Annotated in this window: 19 protein-coding genes; 11 read left to right on the top strand and 8 right to left on the bottom strand. The window is 36.2% G+C overall.

Going from position 1 to position 17,486, the window contains the following annotated elements; translation table 11 throughout:
* Positions 1-271 precede the first annotated feature (271 nt).
* Genes FFJ24_RS26245 through FFJ24_RS23750 form a run of 3 tightly spaced genes read left to right on the top strand, consistent with a single transcriptional unit; the run spans position 272 to position 2,155 of the window.
* On the top strand, positions 272-442 hold the full coding sequence (locus tag FFJ24_RS26245; protein ID WP_168202544.1) for a hypothetical protein: 171 nt from the start codon (positions 272-274) through the stop codon (positions 440-442).
* A gap of 5 nt (positions 443-447) precedes the next feature.
* Positions 448-1,356 carry an ABC transporter ATP-binding protein gene (locus tag FFJ24_RS23755; protein ID WP_138819590.1) on the top strand — a complete coding sequence of 303 codons (909 nt, stop codon included), beginning with the start codon at positions 448-450 and terminating at the stop codon, positions 1,354-1,356.
* Position 1,357: 1 nt separating this feature from the next.
* Positions 1,358-2,155 (top strand): ABC transporter permease, encoded by a 798-nt coding sequence (locus FFJ24_RS23750; RefSeq protein WP_138819589.1) that lies wholly within the window; start codon positions 1,358-1,360, stop codon positions 2,153-2,155.
* A 146-nt stretch (positions 2,156-2,301) separates the two neighbouring features.
* Here FFJ24_RS23750 and FFJ24_RS26840 read toward each other — a convergent pair whose 3' ends face one another.
* On the bottom strand, positions 2,302-2,532 hold the full coding sequence (locus FFJ24_RS26840) for a response regulator transcription factor (protein WP_138819588.1): 231 nt from the start codon (positions 2,530-2,532) through the stop codon (positions 2,302-2,304).
* A gap of 502 nt (positions 2,533-3,034) precedes the next feature.
* Between FFJ24_RS26840 and FFJ24_RS23740 the strand changes: the two genes are divergently transcribed.
* The 7 genes from FFJ24_RS23740 to FFJ24_RS23715 all read left to right on the top strand — a co-directional run bounded on the left by FFJ24_RS23740 (position 3,035) and on the right by FFJ24_RS23715 (position 8,821).
* Entirely contained in the window at positions 3,035-3,490 is a 456-nt protein-coding gene (locus tag FFJ24_RS23740; protein WP_138819587.1) for a hypothetical protein, read from the top strand.
* A 4-nt stretch (positions 3,491-3,494) separates the two neighbouring features.
* Complete coding sequence (locus FFJ24_RS26240; protein WP_168202543.1) at positions 3,495-4,190, top strand: hypothetical protein; 696 nt, start codon at positions 3,495-3,497, stop codon at positions 4,188-4,190.
* A gap of 128 nt (positions 4,191-4,318) precedes the next feature.
* Complete coding sequence (locus tag FFJ24_RS23735; protein ID WP_168202542.1) at positions 4,319-4,948, top strand: sensor histidine kinase; 630 nt, start codon at positions 4,319-4,321, stop codon at positions 4,946-4,948.
* A gap of 2 nt (positions 4,949-4,950) precedes the next feature.
* Complete coding sequence (locus tag FFJ24_RS23730) at positions 4,951-5,592, top strand: response regulator transcription factor (protein WP_138819585.1); 642 nt, start codon at positions 4,951-4,953, stop codon at positions 5,590-5,592.
* Positions 5,593-5,802: 210 nt separating this feature from the next.
* On the top strand, positions 5,803-6,180 hold the full coding sequence (locus FFJ24_RS23725; protein WP_138819584.1) for a BlaI/MecI/CopY family transcriptional regulator: 378 nt from the start codon (positions 5,803-5,805) through the stop codon (positions 6,178-6,180).
* Complete coding sequence (locus FFJ24_RS23720; RefSeq protein ID WP_138819583.1) at positions 6,177-8,168, top strand: M56 family metallopeptidase; 1,992 nt, start codon at positions 6,177-6,179, stop codon at positions 8,166-8,168. Before FFJ24_RS23725 ends, FFJ24_RS23720 begins: the two co-directional genes overlap by 4 nt.
* A gap of 11 nt (positions 8,169-8,179) precedes the next feature.
* Positions 8,180-8,821 carry a TonB-dependent receptor plug domain-containing protein gene (locus FFJ24_RS23715; protein WP_138819582.1) on the top strand — a complete coding sequence of 214 codons (642 nt, stop codon included), beginning with the start codon at positions 8,180-8,182 and terminating at the stop codon, positions 8,819-8,821.
* A gap of 689 nt (positions 8,822-9,510) precedes the next feature.
* Here FFJ24_RS23715 and FFJ24_RS23710 read toward each other — a convergent pair.
* The 6 genes from FFJ24_RS23710 to FFJ24_RS23685 form a co-directional block, all read right to left on the bottom strand.
* Positions 9,511-10,281, bottom strand: a complete 771-nt coding sequence (locus FFJ24_RS23710; RefSeq protein WP_025143311.1) for a succinate dehydrogenase/fumarate reductase iron-sulfur subunit — start codon at positions 10,279-10,281, stop codon at positions 9,511-9,513.
* Between the two features lie 86 nt (positions 10,282-10,367).
* A complete protein-coding gene (locus FFJ24_RS23705) occupies positions 10,368-12,347 on the bottom strand; it encodes a fumarate reductase/succinate dehydrogenase flavoprotein subunit (protein WP_138819581.1) in 1,980 nt (659 codons plus the stop codon).
* Between the two features lie 17 nt (positions 12,348-12,364).
* Positions 12,365-13,045 carry a succinate dehydrogenase cytochrome b subunit gene (locus tag FFJ24_RS23700; protein ID WP_138819580.1) on the bottom strand — a complete coding sequence of 227 codons (681 nt, stop codon included), beginning with the start codon at positions 13,043-13,045 and terminating at the stop codon, positions 12,365-12,367.
* 485 nt (positions 13,046-13,530) lie between these two features.
* The gene (locus FFJ24_RS26835; protein ID WP_210419419.1) at positions 13,531-13,698 is read right to left on the bottom strand and encodes a GxxExxY protein; all 168 of its coding nucleotides are present in this window, start codon (positions 13,696-13,698) and stop codon (positions 13,531-13,533) included.
* Positions 13,699-13,948: 250 nt separating this feature from the next.
* The gene (locus FFJ24_RS23690; protein WP_010599638.1) at positions 13,949-14,140 is read right to left on the bottom strand and encodes a cold-shock protein; all 192 of its coding nucleotides are present in this window, start codon (positions 14,138-14,140) and stop codon (positions 13,949-13,951) included.
* 319 nt (positions 14,141-14,459) lie between these two features.
* Positions 14,460-14,963, bottom strand: coding sequence for a hypothetical protein (locus FFJ24_RS23685; protein ID WP_138819579.1), 504 nt, complete (start codon positions 14,961-14,963; stop codon positions 14,460-14,462).
* Between the two features lie 522 nt (positions 14,964-15,485).
* Between FFJ24_RS23685 and FFJ24_RS23680 the strand changes: the two genes are divergently transcribed.
* Complete coding sequence (locus FFJ24_RS23680; protein ID WP_138819578.1) at positions 15,486-15,830, top strand: four-helix bundle copper-binding protein; 345 nt, start codon at positions 15,486-15,488, stop codon at positions 15,828-15,830.
* A 60-nt stretch (positions 15,831-15,890) separates the two neighbouring features.
* On the opposite strand, the gene FFJ24_RS23675 is transcribed toward FFJ24_RS23680, so the two are convergent.
* Positions 15,891-17,441 (bottom strand): trypsin-like peptidase domain-containing protein, encoded by a 1,551-nt coding sequence (locus FFJ24_RS23675; protein WP_210419418.1) that lies wholly within the window; start codon positions 17,439-17,441, stop codon positions 15,891-15,893.
* Positions 17,442-17,486 lie beyond the last annotated feature (45 nt).

Here is a 17,486-nt window from a genome sequence, read left to right as displayed (position 1 = left end):
AGTTTTATCGATTTACTTACACAATCTACCAACGGGCTTTTTTTTTCTACCAACGGCCCAATAGGCAAATTTTATCGACAAACGCCAAAAATGTCTGTTGATCTAGAATCTTGAACACTTGGTATAATAGATTTTAGCAGGTTATTTTTCTTGAGTTTCTTTGAATCATCAAAACGAAAACAAAATGAAAACATCATCAGTAATCAACTTAAAAAATCAAACAGTAATTACTGATGGTCTTTTCTCAACCTCTCAAATAAAACTATCGATCATGAAAAAGTTAGCAAACACATCGCCATTTTTACTTTTATTATTACCTGTATTTATGATGATTATTTTAACGCTTACCGTTAACACCAATCAGAATGATGCAGAAATAGCTGTAAAAACAACAAAACCATCTGGTTCTGTTGTGAAACAGGCAACTGCCATTTTCAAATAGGAATAATGGGTAATTACGCTATCGAAACCGTAGGTCTAAACTTTAACTTCGGCAACCAGGCCATAGTAAAAGATTTATCCTTACAAGTCCCGAAAGGGAGCATATATGGTTTTTTAGGCCCGAATGGGGCTGGCAAAACAACCACTATAAAAATCCTGCTGAACCTGCTGAAGTCGCCATCCGATCAGGTTTTTATATTTGGCAAGGAAATAAACAATAATCGTATAGCGATTCTTAAACGCATAGGTGCTTTAGTAGAACAACCAGCCATTTATGGTCACTTAACAGGAAAAGAAAATCTGGTTAACCGTTGTATCTTGTTAGGCATTAAAAAATCAAAAGCTGATGAAATGCTGTCGCTGGTGGGCCTGGCAGAAGCAGCAAATAAAAAAGCCAACAAATATTCGTTAGGCATGAAACAAAGGCTTGGCATTGCGCAGGCACTAATTTCAGATCCGGAATTACTTCTATTGGATGAGCCTACCAATGGCTTAGATCCAAATGGGATTATCGAGATTCGGAACCTTATGATCGATTTAGCCACAAAACACCAAAAAACAATATTGGTTTCAAGCCACTTATTGGCAGAAATAGAAAGAACAGCAACCCATGTTGGCATTATAAATAAAGGCCAATTATTATTTCAGGGTACGATTGGAGAACTTCATTTATTGAGCAAACCCATGCTCGAAATCCAGGTTGACAATATTGAAAATGCAAGTGCCTTATTAGTAAAACAGGGATATGAAATCGTATCAAAAACCGATAAGATAATTACTATACCATTTGCTTCTTCGCAAAAAAGTGGAGAACTAAATACATTACTGATCCAAAATGGTTTTACGGTGAGCAGTCTTTATCAGCAACGAAAAGATCTCGAAAATTTATTCCTGGATATTACTAAAACCAATTAACATGCACGCTCTTTATATTTCCTTAGTATCAGAATTTTACAAATCCAGAAAAACCCTGGCCTTTTGGGCAGCTATATTATTACCCGTTATTATTTGCGGGTTAATCAGTTTTGGTTTTTATTCCGATGCAGAGAAAATTATCGCCAACCATTATCCTCCAATGCTCTTATGGGCTCATTACAGTGGCGCAGCACTCGGTGTAATGGGATTCTTAATAATGCCCTTCTATGTCATATTTATGGCCTTTTCGGTCAATAACATCGAACACAAGAACGACACCTGGAAAATGTTATTTGCCCAACCCTTAAATAAATTTTCAATTTATACTGCAAAATACCTGTATGCTATATTGTTAATATTTATCTGCCTGCTCTTATTTGCTACACTTACCTATGCCTTTGGCCATTTATTACAGGTATTGGTTCCTAAGTTTAATTTTAATCAATATAACCCACTAAATATTCTGATTAACTCCTACGTTAAATTATTTTTAGCTTCTCTAGGCATTTTATCCCTGCAGTTTATATTAAGTTTATTATGGAGCGATTTCCTTAAACCCATGGGTATTGGCTTTGTTGGCACCATCATGGGCATTATTACGGCAAACGTAGGCTGGAAATACGCTTACCTTATTCCCTATTCTTTGCCAACGCTGGCTTTAAGAATAACGAAAGTAAAAAAAGGTGCTGATCCGTTAGCTTTCCCTGGTTTTACGCAAGAAATATGGACAAGTTTGATTTATGCTTCGGTTCTTTTCATCATTGGTTATTTTATCGTAACCAAAAAGAGCATAAAGTAATCTCCCTTAAATCACCAACAGAATTCAAGAATAAATTAATTACACAAATAAAAACATACCTACAAAGAAAAGCCTGCTAATTTGACTTTAGTATCAAATAGCAGGCTTTGTTGTTTAGACTGAGAGGTTATATGTATCTTTTACTCTTATAGAGATAATATTTTTTCTTTGAATGCCCAGACAATTAATTGATAAGAATTTTTAAGATCGAGCTTTCTTACCATATTTCTTCGGTGGGTATTAACCGTGTGCTCGCTAATAAAAAGCATTGACCCAATTTCTTTACTATTGTAGCCCATTGATAACAGGTGTACAATTTCAACTTCCCTTTCGCTAATCGAACTATGATTTTCCTGCAATAGGATATTATTTATCATTTTGAGAGAATTTAGTGGTGAATGTTGCCAATAATCAAAGCTTTATTAAAAAAAAGACTTATTTTGACATAAGTCCAAAATGTTTGTTTTCATGGGATAGACAGTATTTATTTTTACAATTACAAATATTCAGCTGTTATTGCATACCAAAAATAGTGGTAGGGCGCAATTTGATGTTAATGCAAAACACCCTAAATTGAAGGGTATTTTTACGGTATTTTGGATTGTTAAATTCAATTATATATGTCAAAATATGATAAGGACATTTTCACTTTCAAATTCCTTAAAATGATTATTTAGGCACTAGGCTGTATGTATTCACCCGATAAGAGTTCCGGTATCTCTATTTTTAAAAAAAAGAGTTCTCAGCTTTGCGAACTATTTTTTTATCAATGTAACTTTTATAAGTTAAGACTTTACTAATTATATAGACTTAAATCAATTGTTTAGCGCCAAATAAACAAAAATGCATAATTTAGTTTCTTAATTTATCAATCAAATAATGTTCGAAAAAGACGCTAAAAACAGTACAACAAATACAATACCTGTAGGTATTGCCAGCCAAATGACGGCAGCTTTCCGCAAAAGCCAAAACGCAGAAAAAGGTACTTTTACCGAAGCAGCCTGGTTTCCTGCAGAACAAATTACTTCATTAACAAAAAAATTAGAAGAATTTGGAGGGGATGGCGTTAGAATATATTTTGGAAGGTATACTGATGATATCATTGATCAGATCAACAAACTTGAATATGGTGATAAAATCCCTGCTAATTATGCTGAAATGAACACATTACTTCTTGTGGTAACCAAAATAATTGATGGCAAGCCCCGAGTAGATTATTTTATAGATAATGACGATATCTATGGAGGACCTGTTCCGGCACCTACTGATCCTTATAACAGATCCTCACTATGTCCGCAAGTTTGTGATGACAAAAGCCCATTAATGTATGATTAAATAGATGACAGCGAAAACCGCCACGCATTTTGATATATTAAATAGCTTAAAATTTATTCTCCCAACCAGCAGTTCATATGCAGAACTGCTGTGCCTTATTTGTGCAATATACTTTTTAGCCAAGGACAAATCAACATTTTGGCTAATAACGATATGCTATATGGCCATAGTAATGTTGACCGAAATAGTTGGAAGGTATTTTGCTATAACCTATCATACGAATTTATGTGTTTACAATATTTATACAATATTTGAGGTTTCTTTCATCACTTATGGCTTTTTTACTTTTATAAAACAATACGCAAATATAAAGTACTGGTTAACTGCAGCGTATGTAGCAACAATCATAATATATACAATATTTACTCTTATGTATGGTATAAACATTTACAATGCTTTTACAATAAGTATAGCTTCTGTGGTTTTTGTAATCTATGGCCTATTATATTTTTATTTGTTGCTCAAAGACGAAAATTATATTGATTTAAAGTTTCACCCTGCATTTTGGTGGGTCGGCGGAACATTAATATTCTATTTTGGAAGTACACTTGCCAATTTTTTTGATGATATTATTCAGCAAAAATTCTTAGGAAAATATAACACCCGGGTAATAATCTATACAACACTAAATCTTTTTTTATATGGCTTTTGGGCCTATTCATTTATATGCAGAGCTCGTCAACGGAAAACATGTCCCTAATAATACTGGCATCATTTGTTTTTCTTTTGATGCCAATATTTCTACTACTTTATATCCGATTATACAACCGGCACAAAAAGAACCATTTTCTGGAAAAGCAGAATATGCAGCAAAAATTTGAGTCTGAAATGCTTCAAGCCAGGGTTGAAGTACAAGATCAAACGATGCAAAGTATAGCTACAGAATTACATGATAATGTTGGCCAGTTGCTCAGTCTTACCACACTCACCTTAAACTCTGTAAATTTAAACGATAAGGAAAAAGCCATAAAAAAAATTGATAATTCATTAACACTTGTTAATAAATCCATTAAAGAATTGAGGGAGCTGGCCAAGCTTTTACATGGAGAGCAACTGGTAGAAAATGGTATTGGCCATGCGATAGATCAGGAAATTAACTGGCTTAATAAGGCAGGAACGTATGAACTAAAAGTTAATAACCAATTGGTAGATCTGAGGATCACATCTCCTGATAAGGACCTGATCATTCTTCGTTTATTGCAGGAAATCATCAATAATATTATAAAACATGCTCAGGCAGAACGTATACAGATCGATTCTTATCTTGAGCATAATACTTTACATTTAAGGGTGGCCGAGAATGGTATAGGCTTTGACCCGGATATCGTTAAAACTAAAAAATCGGGAATGGGGCTTAATTCTATTTATAAAAGAATTGAGATGATCAATGGAAAATTAGCACTAAATTCGGCTCCTGGCGAAGGCACATCTATTTCAATTGAAATCCCCTACCCCTAATTATGCAGAACCAAAGTATCTCTATTGCAATTGTTGATGATCACACCCTTTTCCGCTCCGGACTAGCTAGTTTATTAGCAGAATTTGAAGATATAGAAGTCATGTTCGAAGCTATTAACGGAATCGATCTTCAAACTAAAATTAATCAGCACCCTGAAGTTCAGCTTATTTTAATGGATATTAACATGCCAGTAATGGATGGTTTTGCTGCCACCAAATGGGTTAAAGCCAACCATCCTAATATTCATATACTTGCACTAAGCATGCTTGAAGATGAAAAAGCAATAATTGGAATGCTCAAAGCTGGTGCCGGAGGTTATATGCTGAAAGAATCTACACCATCTGATTTATTAACGGCCATTAAAGTAACTGTAGACAAAGGGTTCTATGTAAATGAGCTTGTATCGGGCAGGCTTTTGGTGGCTTTAAAAGACAATAGTATTAAACCAACATTTTCTGAAAGAGAGCTTACGTTTCTGCAACATTGCAGTACTGAGCTTACCTATAAGGAAATTGCTGACCTCATGAATGTTAGCCCCCGCACAGTTGACAACTATAGGGAATCTCTTTTTGCCAAACTAAATATTAAGTCGCGCACCGGATTAGTGGTATATGGCATCAAAAACAACCTGATTATCATCTAGCCTAAAAATCACATAAATATCTGATTAACAATTAAATAAATGATAAAATTCTACAATTTTTTCGCAAAGAAAATTCCTTAAGTAGAAGAAAACTCGTACTGCATTTATTTTTCAAATAATTATTAAATAAAATTTGGACAACTAACTAATTAGTTTTAACTTTAGTTAAGGCAAAGCAATTTGCTATCATCCTTATTATTATTAACTATTATGGAAATTAAAGATTTAACCAAAGCCGAAGAGCAGATTATGCAGGTTTTATGGCAATTGGAGAAGGCATTCGTTAAAGAGGTTATTGATCAGCTCCCCCTCCCTAAACCGGCGTACAATACCGTATCAACCATTATTAGAATTTTAGAAACCAAAGGCTTTATTGGTCACGAAGCCTTCGGTAAGGCTCATCAGTATTATCCTTTAATCAGCAGAGAAGAGTACAAGCGCCATGCAACAGAAAAACTGTTAGGCAATTACTTCGAAAATTCGGTGGAGAGTATGTTTTCTTTCTTCGTTAAAGAAGAAAAACTGGACTTAAGTGATGTTGATGAAATTTTAAAAATGATTAACAAAATTAAACACAAGCCAAAATGAGTTTTGCCCACTACCTATTACAGGTGAACTTATACTTAATTGTTTTTTTCGGCTTTTACAAATTACTATTAGATAAGGAGACCTATTTCACTTTAAACCGTATTTATTTAGTGTCTGCAGGCGTTTTATCCCTATGTATACCATTTATCCGTTTAGAATGGCTTACGGAACAGAAAGCGGCGCAAAAGGTCTATACTTCAGTTAATTGGGAAGCTGTATTAGCACAAGCAACAATTGTAACAGAACGTAATACTGGTTTTAACTGGGCAAATGCATTCGTTTATATTTATTGCGCAGGGACTTTGTTCTTCTTAGGTAGATTGGTATTTAATTTATTAACAGTTAAAAAACTCATTACTATAAATAAGGCTGGTACAGCTTTCTCTTTTTTTGGCAAAAAAGTAATTGACCAGGAATTGCCACAAATGGATGTAATTGATATTCATGAAGAAGCACATATCAAACAATGGCACAGCGTAGATATTATATTTTTCGAAATTATAGGGATTATTACCTGGTTAAACCCGGTGATTTATCTTTACAAGAAAGCCATTAAAAATATCCACGAATTTTTAGCTGATGAACTTGCCGCCGAATTTCAAGGTGATAAAGCTGAATATGCCATGCTGTTATTAAGTAAGTCGTTTGGGATTTCACCAAATGCTTTAACAAATGGTTTCTTAAAAAAATCATTGATCAAAAAAAGAATTTTCATGCTTCATAAGGAACGATCTAAAAAGATAGCGATTGTGAAGTATGGAATCTTTATTCCGCTATTTGCCCTTCTCATTGTATTTTCATCTGCTACTGTTCGTAAAAATGAGAAATTGTTGTCCATTACCGATCAAATCCCGATGGATAAGCCGATTGAACTGGTTGAAAACATGGTTACAGCCCCCGAGAAGGTAAGTATAGCGCCTAAAATTTCGGTTGATGGCAAAACAGATCTAAACTGGAAAGGATTTTATAAGTTTCTAGGCCAGAATATCAAATATCCAACGACAGCCAATAGCAATCAGATTCAGGGAAATACCCAGATAAGGTTTAATTTAAAAGGCGGAAGGGTCACCAATGTTACATCAAATGTAGAACTAGGTGCTGGCTGTGACGAAGAAGTAATGAAAGCAATATTATCTTATAAAGGGTTTAAAACTGTAGCTGATGGCAAATATGCTTTAACCGTAAGTTTTAGAATTCCAGAATCTTCAAAAGGTTTTAAAAATAAGTTGTTACCTAAATCGGGTGAATATGTAAACCTGAACAAGATTAATATCATATCTGATTTTCCTAAAACTACTGAATCTGGAATCAGCAACATTAAAGCTGAAAATACTGACAAAATATATGACTTCGTTTCGATCGAGAAACAACCAGAATTTCCAGGCGGTATAACCAAGTTTTATAATTACCTGGGTGGCCGCATTAAGTATCCAAAGGAGGCTCAGGACAATAATGTTCAGGGTAGAGTTTTCCTCAGTTTTGTAGTTGAAAAGGATGGTTCATTAACAGATGTTCAAATTACAAGGGGTTTAGGCAGTGGTACCGACGAAGAAGCAATGAGAGTTATAAAAGAATCGCCAAAGTGGAACCCAGGCATCCAGAATGGTTTAGCTGTAAGAGTTAAATACAATATTAACGTGAATTTCAAACTCAGCGACCCTATACCTACAAAAGAGACTAAAACAAGTAGCATTCCCGGCGACCGGATCAGATTAAGGGAGGATACAAATCTTGACGCGCTAATCATTGTAGATGGCGTTAAATTATCAGATAACAGCCAGTTGAATACAATAAACCCAAACAGCATCGAATCAATAGAAGTGTTGAAAGATCAAACTGCAATGAATCTATATGGGCCAAAAGCACGGGGTGGTGTAATTTTAGTTACCAGCAAAGGTGCAAAAAGCAATATTTTCAGGCCACTTAAATCAAATGAGCTTTCGATAGATAAGAACACTAATTTTTTCGAACTCAGAAGAAAATTCTAATCAAATTCAATATGAAAAACGTAATCATATTTAGCATGCTGATGGGCTTTAGTTTAGCCGGTTTTGCTCAAAAGACAGATAGTATCAGAACGCCTAAAATTACGCTCTGTGGAGCATCAACATTAGGCACTGAACCTTTAATTGTAATAGATGGCAACAAACAGTATATAATAAGGGGCACAGCATCACTTAGCGATGTTGATCCCAATAACATTGAAGCTGTAAGCATTTTAAAAGATAGTTTAGCAACAGCGCGGTATGGTGCTGATGGTTTTGCAGGTGTAATAGAAGTTAAAACCAAAAATGGTTCTCTGAGTAATAATCATGAACTTAAAACGACTCCAATAAAAGTTGATGAATCTAATTTAAAAGGAAAAGTATCAGGATTTAGCGTACGTCCATTAATACCAAACATAGATACACCCAAAGAAGTAAGATACTTATTGAACAGAGATTTTGACCCTAAGGCAAAACCACTATATGTTGTTGATGGGAAGGAAGTTTCAGAAATAAAAAACCTGGATCAGAAATCTATTAAATCAATAGAAGTGCTAAAGGATTCGTCTGCTGTAACTTTACATGGTAATAAGGGCAAAAATGGAGTGGTAATTATTACCACCAAAAAACCAAAAGGAATTCCTGAGAAAAACTAAATAATCAACATTTTAACAAAAAACAATGGGAAAGCTAATCTTTTTAGCTCTGACGGGCATCGCCATCTGTTTTAATTTAGCAAAGGTGCAAAACAGTTCCAGCAAAGTTTATGATTTTGTCTCCGTTCAAAAGCAACCAGCATATCCGGGTGGAATTGAAAAATTCTATACTGTTTATTAGCCATGAGATTAATACCCTGAAGCGGCCAGGAAAAATAAAATTCAGGGCAAAGTTTTAAATTTGTCAAACCTCCCCAAACACAAAACCCCAGCAAAATTGCCGGGGTTTTATGTTTTCTCTCCTGTCTCGGAAGACTAAATTTATAAAAATTTTAATGTATATGCAAATATTACAAAATAAAATTTCCAAATACGCAAAAATTTAATATGCAAACATAGGATTATTACCACTTTCGCAAACTTTTGTTTCGAGGTGATTTTATTGTACACACTTTCGGTTTCCAAACCTGAAGTTTCGAATGTTTTCATAACAACAGGGAAATGTTAAATATGTATAGTTTTAATCAGCAATTTGCTGATAAACTACTAGCAATATTCATTGGCATATTTTAAACTAATAAGATAAGGAACATTTTAATACTGTGATAGCCACGAATTGGTAAAATAAAAAGCCCCCATAATATGGAGGCTTAAGAACCCGGCGATTAAACCAGGTACACAGTATATTTTTAAACCGTTTCTTCTGAAACGAATTTTGCCGAAGCGAAATCGCGGTTCATACGAGCGATGTTCTCTAAAGAAATTCCTTTAGGGCACTCGGCTTCGCAAGCACCAGTATTGGTACAGTTACCAAAACCTTCAGCATCCATTTGCGCAACCATGCTCTGCACCCTACGGTAACGCTCTGGCTGACCTTGAGGTAACAATGCCAACTGAGAGATCTTAGCTGATACGAATAACATTGCTGAAGCATTTTTACAAGTTGCCACACAAGCACCACAACCAATACAAGCTGCAGCTTCGAAAGCAGCATCTGCCTGCATTTTAGGAATTGGCAGGTTGTTCGCATCTTGCGCATTACCTGTGTTTACCGAAATAAAGCCACCAGCAGCAATAACCCTGTCAAATGCAGAACGATCTACAGTTAAATCTTTTACTACCGGAAAAGCCGCTGCTCTCCAGGGCTCAACAACGATGGTATCGCCATCTTTGAAAGAACGCATGTGCAACTGGCAGGTAGTCACCAGGTCTTTTGGTCCGTGCGGACGGCCGTTAATGAACATCGAACACATTCCGCAGATACCCTCACGGCAATCGTGATCAAATACAACCGGCTCTTCACCTTTGTTAATTAATTGTTCGTTTAATACATCGAACATCTCTAAGAAAGACATATCCGGTGAAATATCGGCCAATTTATAATCTACCAAAGCACCTTTGGTTTTGTTATTTTTTTGACGCCAAACTTTTAGCGTTAAGTTCATATTTCCTGTACTCATGATATTGAGGTTTTAAGTATCAAGTAGCGAGAGTCAAGTATCAAGTTTGGATTCAAGTCTTGATACTTGATACTAGCATCTTACTACTATTTATAACTTCTTTGTGCTACTTTAATATTTTCAAACTTCAATTCTTCTTTGTGAAGTTCGAAGTTTACACCTTCTTTAAATTCCCAGGCAGCTACGTAAGCATAGTTCTCATCATCACGTAAGGCTTCACCTTCTTCTGTCTGATACTCTTCACGGAAGTGACCACCACAACTTTCGTTACGGTTTAAAGCATCAATGCACATCAACTCGCCCAGTTCGATAAAATCAGCCACACGGCCTGCTTTTTCGAGTTCTGTATTTAACTCATCAGCTGTTCCAGGTACACGAACATCGCTCCAGAATTCAGCTCGTAATGCTCTGATTTCCTGAATTGCTTCATTTAAACCTTTTTCGTTACGGGCCATACCACATTTCTCCCACATGATGTGGCCTAAACGTTTGTGGAAATGATCTACCGACTTGGTTCCTTTAATATTGATCAGCGTATTTAAAATACCAACTGCTCTCTCTTCAGCCTCCACAAAAGCAGGGTGATCAGTAGGAATTGCCTTTACAGAAATCTCTTTTGATAAATAAGCTCCAATGGTGTATGGAAGAACGAAATAACCATCAGCCAAACCCTGCATCAAAGCAGATGCACCTAAACGGTTAGCACCATGATCTGAGAAGTTAGCCTCACCTGTACAATATAAACCAGGTACAGATGTCATTAAGTTATAATCAACCCATAAACCGCCCATAGTATAGTGAACTGCAGGATAAATACGCATTGGGGTTTCGTAAGGATTTTCACCGGTAATTTGTGCATACATATCGAACAGGTTACCATATTTTTCCTTAATTACCGCAGTGCCTAAGCGCATGCAAGTTTCTTTGTCTGGATTGTGGTTACCTGCTTTAGCAGCTTCGATTTTTCCGTAGCGTTCTGTATTTGCTTTAAAATCTAAATATACGGCCAATTTAGAAGCACCTACTCCATAACCGGCATCGCAACGCTCTTTAGCCGCACGGGAAGCCACATCACGTGGAACCAGGTTACCAAAAGCAGGATAACGACGCTCTAAATAATAATCTCTTTCATCTTCAGGAATTTCTGAAGCTTTACGGTTATCATCTTTCTTTTTAGGTACCCAGATACGTCCATCGTTACGTAATGATTCAGACATCAGGGTTAATTTAGATTGGTGATCGCCAGAAACCGGGATACAGGTCGGGTGGATCTGCGTGTAACAAGGATTTGCAAAGTAAGCACCTTGTTTGTGCGCTTTCCAGGCAGCTGTAACATTACTTCCCATGGCATTGGTAGAAAGATAGAATACGTTTCCGTAACCACCTGTTCCTAATACTACCGCATGACCAAAGTGACGTTCGATTTCTCCGGTAATTAAATTACGGGCAATAATACCGCGTGCTTTGCCATCAATTTTAACCACCTCAAGCATTTCATGGCGGGTATACATTTCTACTTTACCCATACCAATCTGGCGTTCTAAAGCAGAATATGCACCTAATAATAACTGCTGACCAGTTTGACCTGCAGCATAGAACGTACGCTGAACCTGTGTACCACCGAATGAACGGTTATCTAACAAGCCGCCATACTCACGTGCCAAAGGCACACCTTGTGCTACACACTGATCTATAATGTTGGCACTTACTTCAGCCAAACGATGCACATTGGCTTCGCGGGCACGGTAATCGCCACCTTTAATCGTATCGTAAAATAGGCGATAAACACTATCACCATCATTCTGATAGTTTTTTGCTGCATTAATACCACCTTGAGCGGCGATTGAGTGTGCTCTACGTGGTGAATCCTGAAAACAGAAACACTTTACTTTGTAACCCATCTCGGCCAAAGTAGCGGCTGCCGAAGCACCTGCTAAACCCGAACCTACAATAATTACCTCAATAGTTCTTTTGTTCGATGGGTTTACCAAAGGCACAGAAGACTTATATTTTGTCCATTTGCTGGTTAATTCGCCTTCTGGAATATTTGAATTAATATCTGACATATCTTTTGTGCTAAAAATTATTGAATAAGACCGAAATAAACTGCAATCGGCATGGCAGCGAAAAGGATCGAAATAATAATCGAATACCAAACGCCAACTCCTTTAATTATACCATTATATTTTGAGTGGTTCCATCCTAATGTTTGGAATGCCGAAGCAAAACCATGCAATAAGTGGTAGCATAAAGAAAACATAGCCAAAATATACACGGCAACCCTTACCGGATCCTGAAATTTTTCTTTCATTACCGCATAAAGATCTTCATGTCCGTTGGCATCAACCGTTGGGATGCCTGTAAAACGGGAAACTACCCAAAAATCTTTCAGGTGGACCACCAAAAAAATCAGCAAAAGCGTACCTAGCAGGCCCATAGAACGGCTGTACCATTTACTGTTTGCCTGACCATCGTTTACCGCATACTTAACCGGACGTGCTTTCTGATTTTGCAATGTTAAACGTAAAGCCTGAAAAATGTGTGCAAGCAAGCCAATAAATAACACAATCTCGCCAGCCCGGATAATCCAGTTGGTGGCCATAAAATGTGCGCCTACGTTAAATGTCAAACCACCGTCGCTAATAAAAATTAAAGCATTAATACCGCAGTGTACAATTAAAAAAAGTATCAGGAACAAACCTGTAATACCCATGATGAATTTCTTCCCTATTGATGAAGAAAATGCATTTCCGAAACCACTCATTTGATTAGGATTTATATCTAAATTTCTTGCAAAAGTATCTAATTATGAGTTTAATTTATAAACGATTATGACAAAACAGCGATAAATCATTTATTTAGAAACATTCTAAAGCATATTCTGAATTAATCGAAAGAATATGTGATTATTTAAGGTTTCGATTCTTAGTATTGGTTAAATGTGCGGCATGACCTAACGTTTTTAACCATTAAGGAATTAAGAGCATTAAGTTTGTGTACCAAGATTGTTAAGTTATCTATCTGGTAAAATACTGAAATATTCATTTACTATAGGTACAATGCTTTAGTAATATTTTCTGTAAAAAAATTAATCAATAATCCCTGCGGAGCATTAAGAAGTTTCATTAGGTTTGGAGTTGTACATGATGAACAGGTAGAATACTCGATATCGCTTTTATTTCTATTACAACACAATTATTACAAATAGATCCGGCCGTAAATCTAAATCTATTTCCAATTCATCATATACTACCGAAAGCACAAATTGTTGAGCAACAGTATATCCGTTTTTTTCAACTCATATTTTAAGCAGCGTTCGTATATACTTTCCAATAAACCTGGACCTAAGATTTTATGAACTTTAATTGCGAATCCTGTTATCTCATAGGATAACTGCGTAACCTCTTTTTTAGTCATTCCCTATTTAATTTAGTTGATACATGCTTTCCACGTTAAAATTTAAGCATGTATGATTAGGGGATGAATAAAATAAATTGATATTAAGAACTTATTCTAACACTAAAATAACAAATATCCTCTTAACTACCTTAATTTCTTAATGGTAAAAAAATTAGATAACAAGAAGACTTGACGTTCAAAAAATAATGGCATAAAAAAAGTCCCGATTTGCATCGGGACTTTTTACGATTTATGTGTTCGAGTTTTCTTAAGCTACTTTAACATTTACCGCGTTTAGGCCTTTTCTACCTTCTTCTACATCGTAGTTTACGGTATCATTCTCGCGAATGTTATCGATCAAGCCTGAAGCATGAACAAAAATTTCGGCATCGCCATTAGATGGAGTGATAAATCCGAAACCTTTAGTTTCATTAAAAAATTTTACTGTTCCTTGTTGCATTATATTGTATTTTAATTTGAACCAAAGATAGGGTTAAATACCTATAAATCAATTTTTTATTTTTTTTACTGTATAGTATAGACTAAATACATTGACTATTTGCCTTTTAAGCCCTATTAAGGGCCCAATTTAATCCATTAACTTTTAACTTATCACCCTGTTTTGTTCACAAAATATGTTCAAAACAGGCTTTCCCGCATCGCTTTTCTGCGTGAAAAACATAAATAAAAAAGAACTACTTTCTCCCAACTGTTCATAATGATGAATAACATCGAAAATTTATAACCAAGAGTCAATCTGGAGCAAGCTAAGCGTAAATTTAAATATAAACTAAACTTTCGCGCCGCTCATCATTTACCGTCAGGTTTTCTGTAATTTTTACAACTAACGTTTCATGGTTTTTAGCACTATAGCTCAGGATTAGCAAATCACCAACGATTTCGTGTAAAATTAAATCCTGACTTGTATAGGTGATCGAGACTATGTGCGCTGCTTTATTTAACAGATCAGAATCATAAATATGTAATTCGGCGCAATCAAAAAGGACTGGATGATCTTCCAGGTCATTTAAAACAGGTATCTTATGTTCTAACGCCGCAATACTGTTCATTACTGAATACTGAAGTTTTTGATTTAACGTGTTTGCCTTTTCATTCGCTTGTTGCATCTGAGAAAAGGTATGCAGGTGTTGATCTAGGCTATATATTTTGGAGCTTTTTTGAAATTCTTTGTAAGTATCGTGAAATATCCGTCTTTCAAAATCCGTTCTGCACATGAAATTGAAATATTGTTTTATGCTGAGGTTAATGTTAGCTAAAGCCATAATATTCGGTTTTTGTTGCTGATTCAAATATGGAACAATAAAAAAATAATTTATAGAGTATCGGTAAAGGTTGATTATCAATCTGTAAATAGCGAAACTAAATCTTGATTATGAAAAACGGATGAATATTGGTTTGCGTATAAGAAAGGGAGGTAGCTGGCAAAGATTTAAGGTATTTTAACAAATAGACCTGTAGATAAGTAAATTTAAAAAAGGCCTTCGACTATGCTAACTAGAACAGGCTCCAATAAAATGGTAGTCATCTCGACTGTAGCGCAACGAAATGGAGAGATCTATTTAGTTGGATTATCGGAATGATAATTCGTTGATCGAATCTCACTCCAAGATCCTTCACTGCATTCATGATGACAAAATAATCTGTTTATCCTCAGCAAAAAATATATGGTGCAATGGTCTGTGGGACACAGCCCATGGATCACCTCAATTCATTTTTTTTAAAACAGTTTAATTTACATCAGGTTATTACTATACAAAACATTTATAACCAAAATAATTACCGATATGGAAACGAGAAACAACCATGGTTTGATCCAGGCTTTATTGGATTGCGCTTTAGCATGCGAACATTGTGCATCATCTTGTTTAAAAGAGGAAGATATCAACATGATGATCGATTGTATTAAACTCGACAGGGACTGTGCGGATATCTGTACCCAGGCGGCCAGGTTACTACAGAGGGATTCGGTTATTGCCCACCAGTATTTGTTGCTTTGCGAGGAAATATGCAGGCTTTGTGCGGAGGAATGTGGCAAACATGATCATGAACACTGCAGACAATGTGCGGTGGCTTGCGAAGAATGTGCAGAAGCCTGCCATGCTAACTACGAACCTATAAAACAAGACTAAACAAAAAGGCTTCCCAAGTTAAAAACCCGGGAAGCCTTTTAAACTATTTATTACAATTAATTATTGTGCAGGGAAGCTGTAGTTATATGAACCTTGCTCACCAACACCAGAAATACTAACCATATTGTTTCTGCCTAATGGCAATGCTTTTTGAACATCAGCCACAGAATTTACCGGTTGTCCATTTACTTTGGTGATAATTAAACCTTTTTCTACCCCAATATTATCGAAAGCTTTTCCAGTTGTAACTGATGTTACAACTACACCACTGTTAATGCCATATTTCGATTTTTGCGCTTGAGTAGCAGGAGCGAAAGTTGCACCTAATTTACTTACTTCGGCACCTTTACTTGCATTATTATTTGCAGTTAAACCTACACTGGCTTCGCCTTTAAGGGTAACAGTATAGTCTTTCAAGGCACCATCACGCAATACTGTTAATTTAACTTTATCACCAGGGTTTAAACGGCCAACTCTTTCCTGAAGATCAGGTGAATCATTGATTACCACACCATCAACTTTTTTGATGACGTCGCCTGATTTGATACCCGCTGCAGCAGCACCGCCACCAGCAACTACATCATTCACATATAAACCACTGATTTCGTTTGTTTTAATACCTTCTGGTTTTTCTTCACCACTTAGTGGCACGAAGTTAACACCGATATAACCACGTTTAACCGAACCATATTTCATAAAATCGTCAACAATTTTACGGGCCAGGTTAACTGGAATTGCAAATCCATAGCCTTGGTTATAACCGCTTTGTGATGCAATTGCTGAGTTAATGCCTACCAATTCACCATTTGCATTTACAAGGGCACCACCGCTGTTACCAGGGTTAATGGCGGCATCTGTTTGAATAAATGATTCGATACTGGTATTTGCCGGACGATCTGGTCTTTTACCAGTGCGTTGGTATTCGCGGTATTCTTCTTCAGTAATCTCATTGCCTTGTTGCTCGCGACCGATAATACCGATGCTACGGTTTTTAGCGCTTACAATACCCGCAGTTACTGTAGTATTTAAATCTAAAGGGAAACCGACAGCTAATACCCACTCTCCTACCTGCACATTATCAGAGTTACCCATTTTTACCACAGGTAAATTAGTTGCATTTACTTTAATTAAAGCTAAATCTGTATTCGGATCACGACCGATTACTTTTGCCTCAACCTTACGTCTATCTGTTAACACCACTTCAACTTTCTCCGCATTTTCTACTACGTGGTTGTTGGTAACGATATAACCATCCTGACTGATAATTACACCAGAACCTGATGCTGCCCTTGGCTGACGTTGCATCTGGCGGCCACCGCCACCGAAGAAATCTTCCATCATATCAAATGGAGAGGAGTTTCTGCCTCCGCCACTCTGCGCAGCATAGGTTGTTTTAATATGGACTACACCCGGCGCCACTGCTGCTGCCGCCTGAGTAAAATCTGCAGTACCCGCTGATGATACTTTCAGTGGATTATTGGCGAAATACAAATTCTGTTTTTCAGTAATGGTACTGCCAGTTTGGTTACGCTCAAATAGTTTGTAACCTCCAATTGCTGCTGCCCCACCTATAAAAGCAGCTAACACGGTAATTCCTAATATTTTTTTCATCTGTTTGTAAATTGTTTTTTAATGGTCATGAAGCTATTATAAGCA

It is taken from the genome of Pedobacter sp. KBS0701 (assembly GCF_005938645.2).
In the GTDB taxonomy this organism is placed as follows: domain Bacteria; phylum Bacteroidota; class Bacteroidia; order Sphingobacteriales; family Sphingobacteriaceae; genus Pedobacter.
The sequence above is the reverse complement of the archived record's forward strand: the minus strand, read 5'-3'. Positions and strand labels throughout refer to the sequence as shown.

What these genes read in the sequence shown, in the direction of transcription:
- FFJ24_RS23710 (WP_025143311.1), bottom strand. Translation starts at nt 10,281, where the DNA reads ATGAGTACAGGAAATATGAACTTAACGCTAAAAGTTTGGCGTCAAAAA.
- FFJ24_RS26835 (WP_210419419.1), bottom strand. Translation starts at nt 13,698, where the DNA reads ATGACTAAAAAAGAGGTTACGCAGTTATCCTATGAGATAACAGGATTC.
- FFJ24_RS23715 (WP_138819582.1), top strand. Translation starts at nt 8,180, where the DNA reads ATGAAAAACGTAATCATATTTAGCATGCTGATGGGCTTTAGTTTAGCC.
- FFJ24_RS23755 (WP_138819590.1), top strand. Translation starts at nt 448, where the DNA reads ATGGGTAATTACGCTATCGAAACCGTAGGTCTAAACTTTAACTTCGGC.
- FFJ24_RS23685 (WP_138819579.1), bottom strand. Translation starts at nt 14,963, where the DNA reads ATGGCTTTAGCTAACATTAACCTCAGCATAAAACAATATTTCAATTTC.
- FFJ24_RS23730 (WP_138819585.1), top strand. Translation starts at nt 4,951, where the DNA reads ATGCAGAACCAAAGTATCTCTATTGCAATTGTTGATGATCACACCCTT.
- FFJ24_RS23705 (WP_138819581.1), bottom strand. Translation starts at nt 12,347, where the DNA reads ATGTCAGATATTAATTCAAATATTCCAGAAGGCGAATTAACCAGCAAA.
- FFJ24_RS26840 (WP_138819588.1), bottom strand. Translation starts at nt 2,532, where the DNA reads ATGATAAATAATATCCTATTGCAGGAAAATCATAGTTCGATTAGCGAA.
- FFJ24_RS23725 (WP_138819584.1), top strand. Translation starts at nt 5,803, where the DNA reads ATGGAAATTAAAGATTTAACCAAAGCCGAAGAGCAGATTATGCAGGTT.
- FFJ24_RS26245 (WP_168202544.1), top strand. Translation starts at nt 272, where the DNA reads ATGAAAAAGTTAGCAAACACATCGCCATTTTTACTTTTATTATTACCT.
- FFJ24_RS23720 (WP_138819583.1), top strand. Translation starts at nt 6,177, where the DNA reads ATGAGTTTTGCCCACTACCTATTACAGGTGAACTTATACTTAATTGTT.
- FFJ24_RS23700 (WP_138819580.1), bottom strand. Translation starts at nt 13,045, where the DNA reads ATGAGTGGTTTCGGAAATGCATTTTCTTCATCAATAGGGAAGAAATTC.
- FFJ24_RS23680 (WP_138819578.1), top strand. Translation starts at nt 15,486, where the DNA reads ATGGAAACGAGAAACAACCATGGTTTGATCCAGGCTTTATTGGATTGC.
- FFJ24_RS26240 (WP_168202543.1), top strand. Translation starts at nt 3,495, where the DNA reads ATGACAGCGAAAACCGCCACGCATTTTGATATATTAAATAGCTTAAAA.
- FFJ24_RS23675 (WP_210419418.1), bottom strand. Translation starts at nt 17,441, where the DNA reads ATGAAAAAAATATTAGGAATTACCGTGTTAGCTGCTTTTATAGGTGGG.
- FFJ24_RS23735 (WP_168202542.1), top strand. Translation starts at nt 4,319, where the DNA reads ATGCTTCAAGCCAGGGTTGAAGTACAAGATCAAACGATGCAAAGTATA.
- FFJ24_RS23740 (WP_138819587.1), top strand. Translation starts at nt 3,035, where the DNA reads ATGTTCGAAAAAGACGCTAAAAACAGTACAACAAATACAATACCTGTA.
- FFJ24_RS23690 (WP_010599638.1), bottom strand. Translation starts at nt 14,140, where the DNA reads ATGCAACAAGGAACAGTAAAATTTTTTAATGAAACTAAAGGTTTCGGA.
- FFJ24_RS23750 (WP_138819589.1), top strand. Translation starts at nt 1,358, where the DNA reads ATGCACGCTCTTTATATTTCCTTAGTATCAGAATTTTACAAATCCAGA.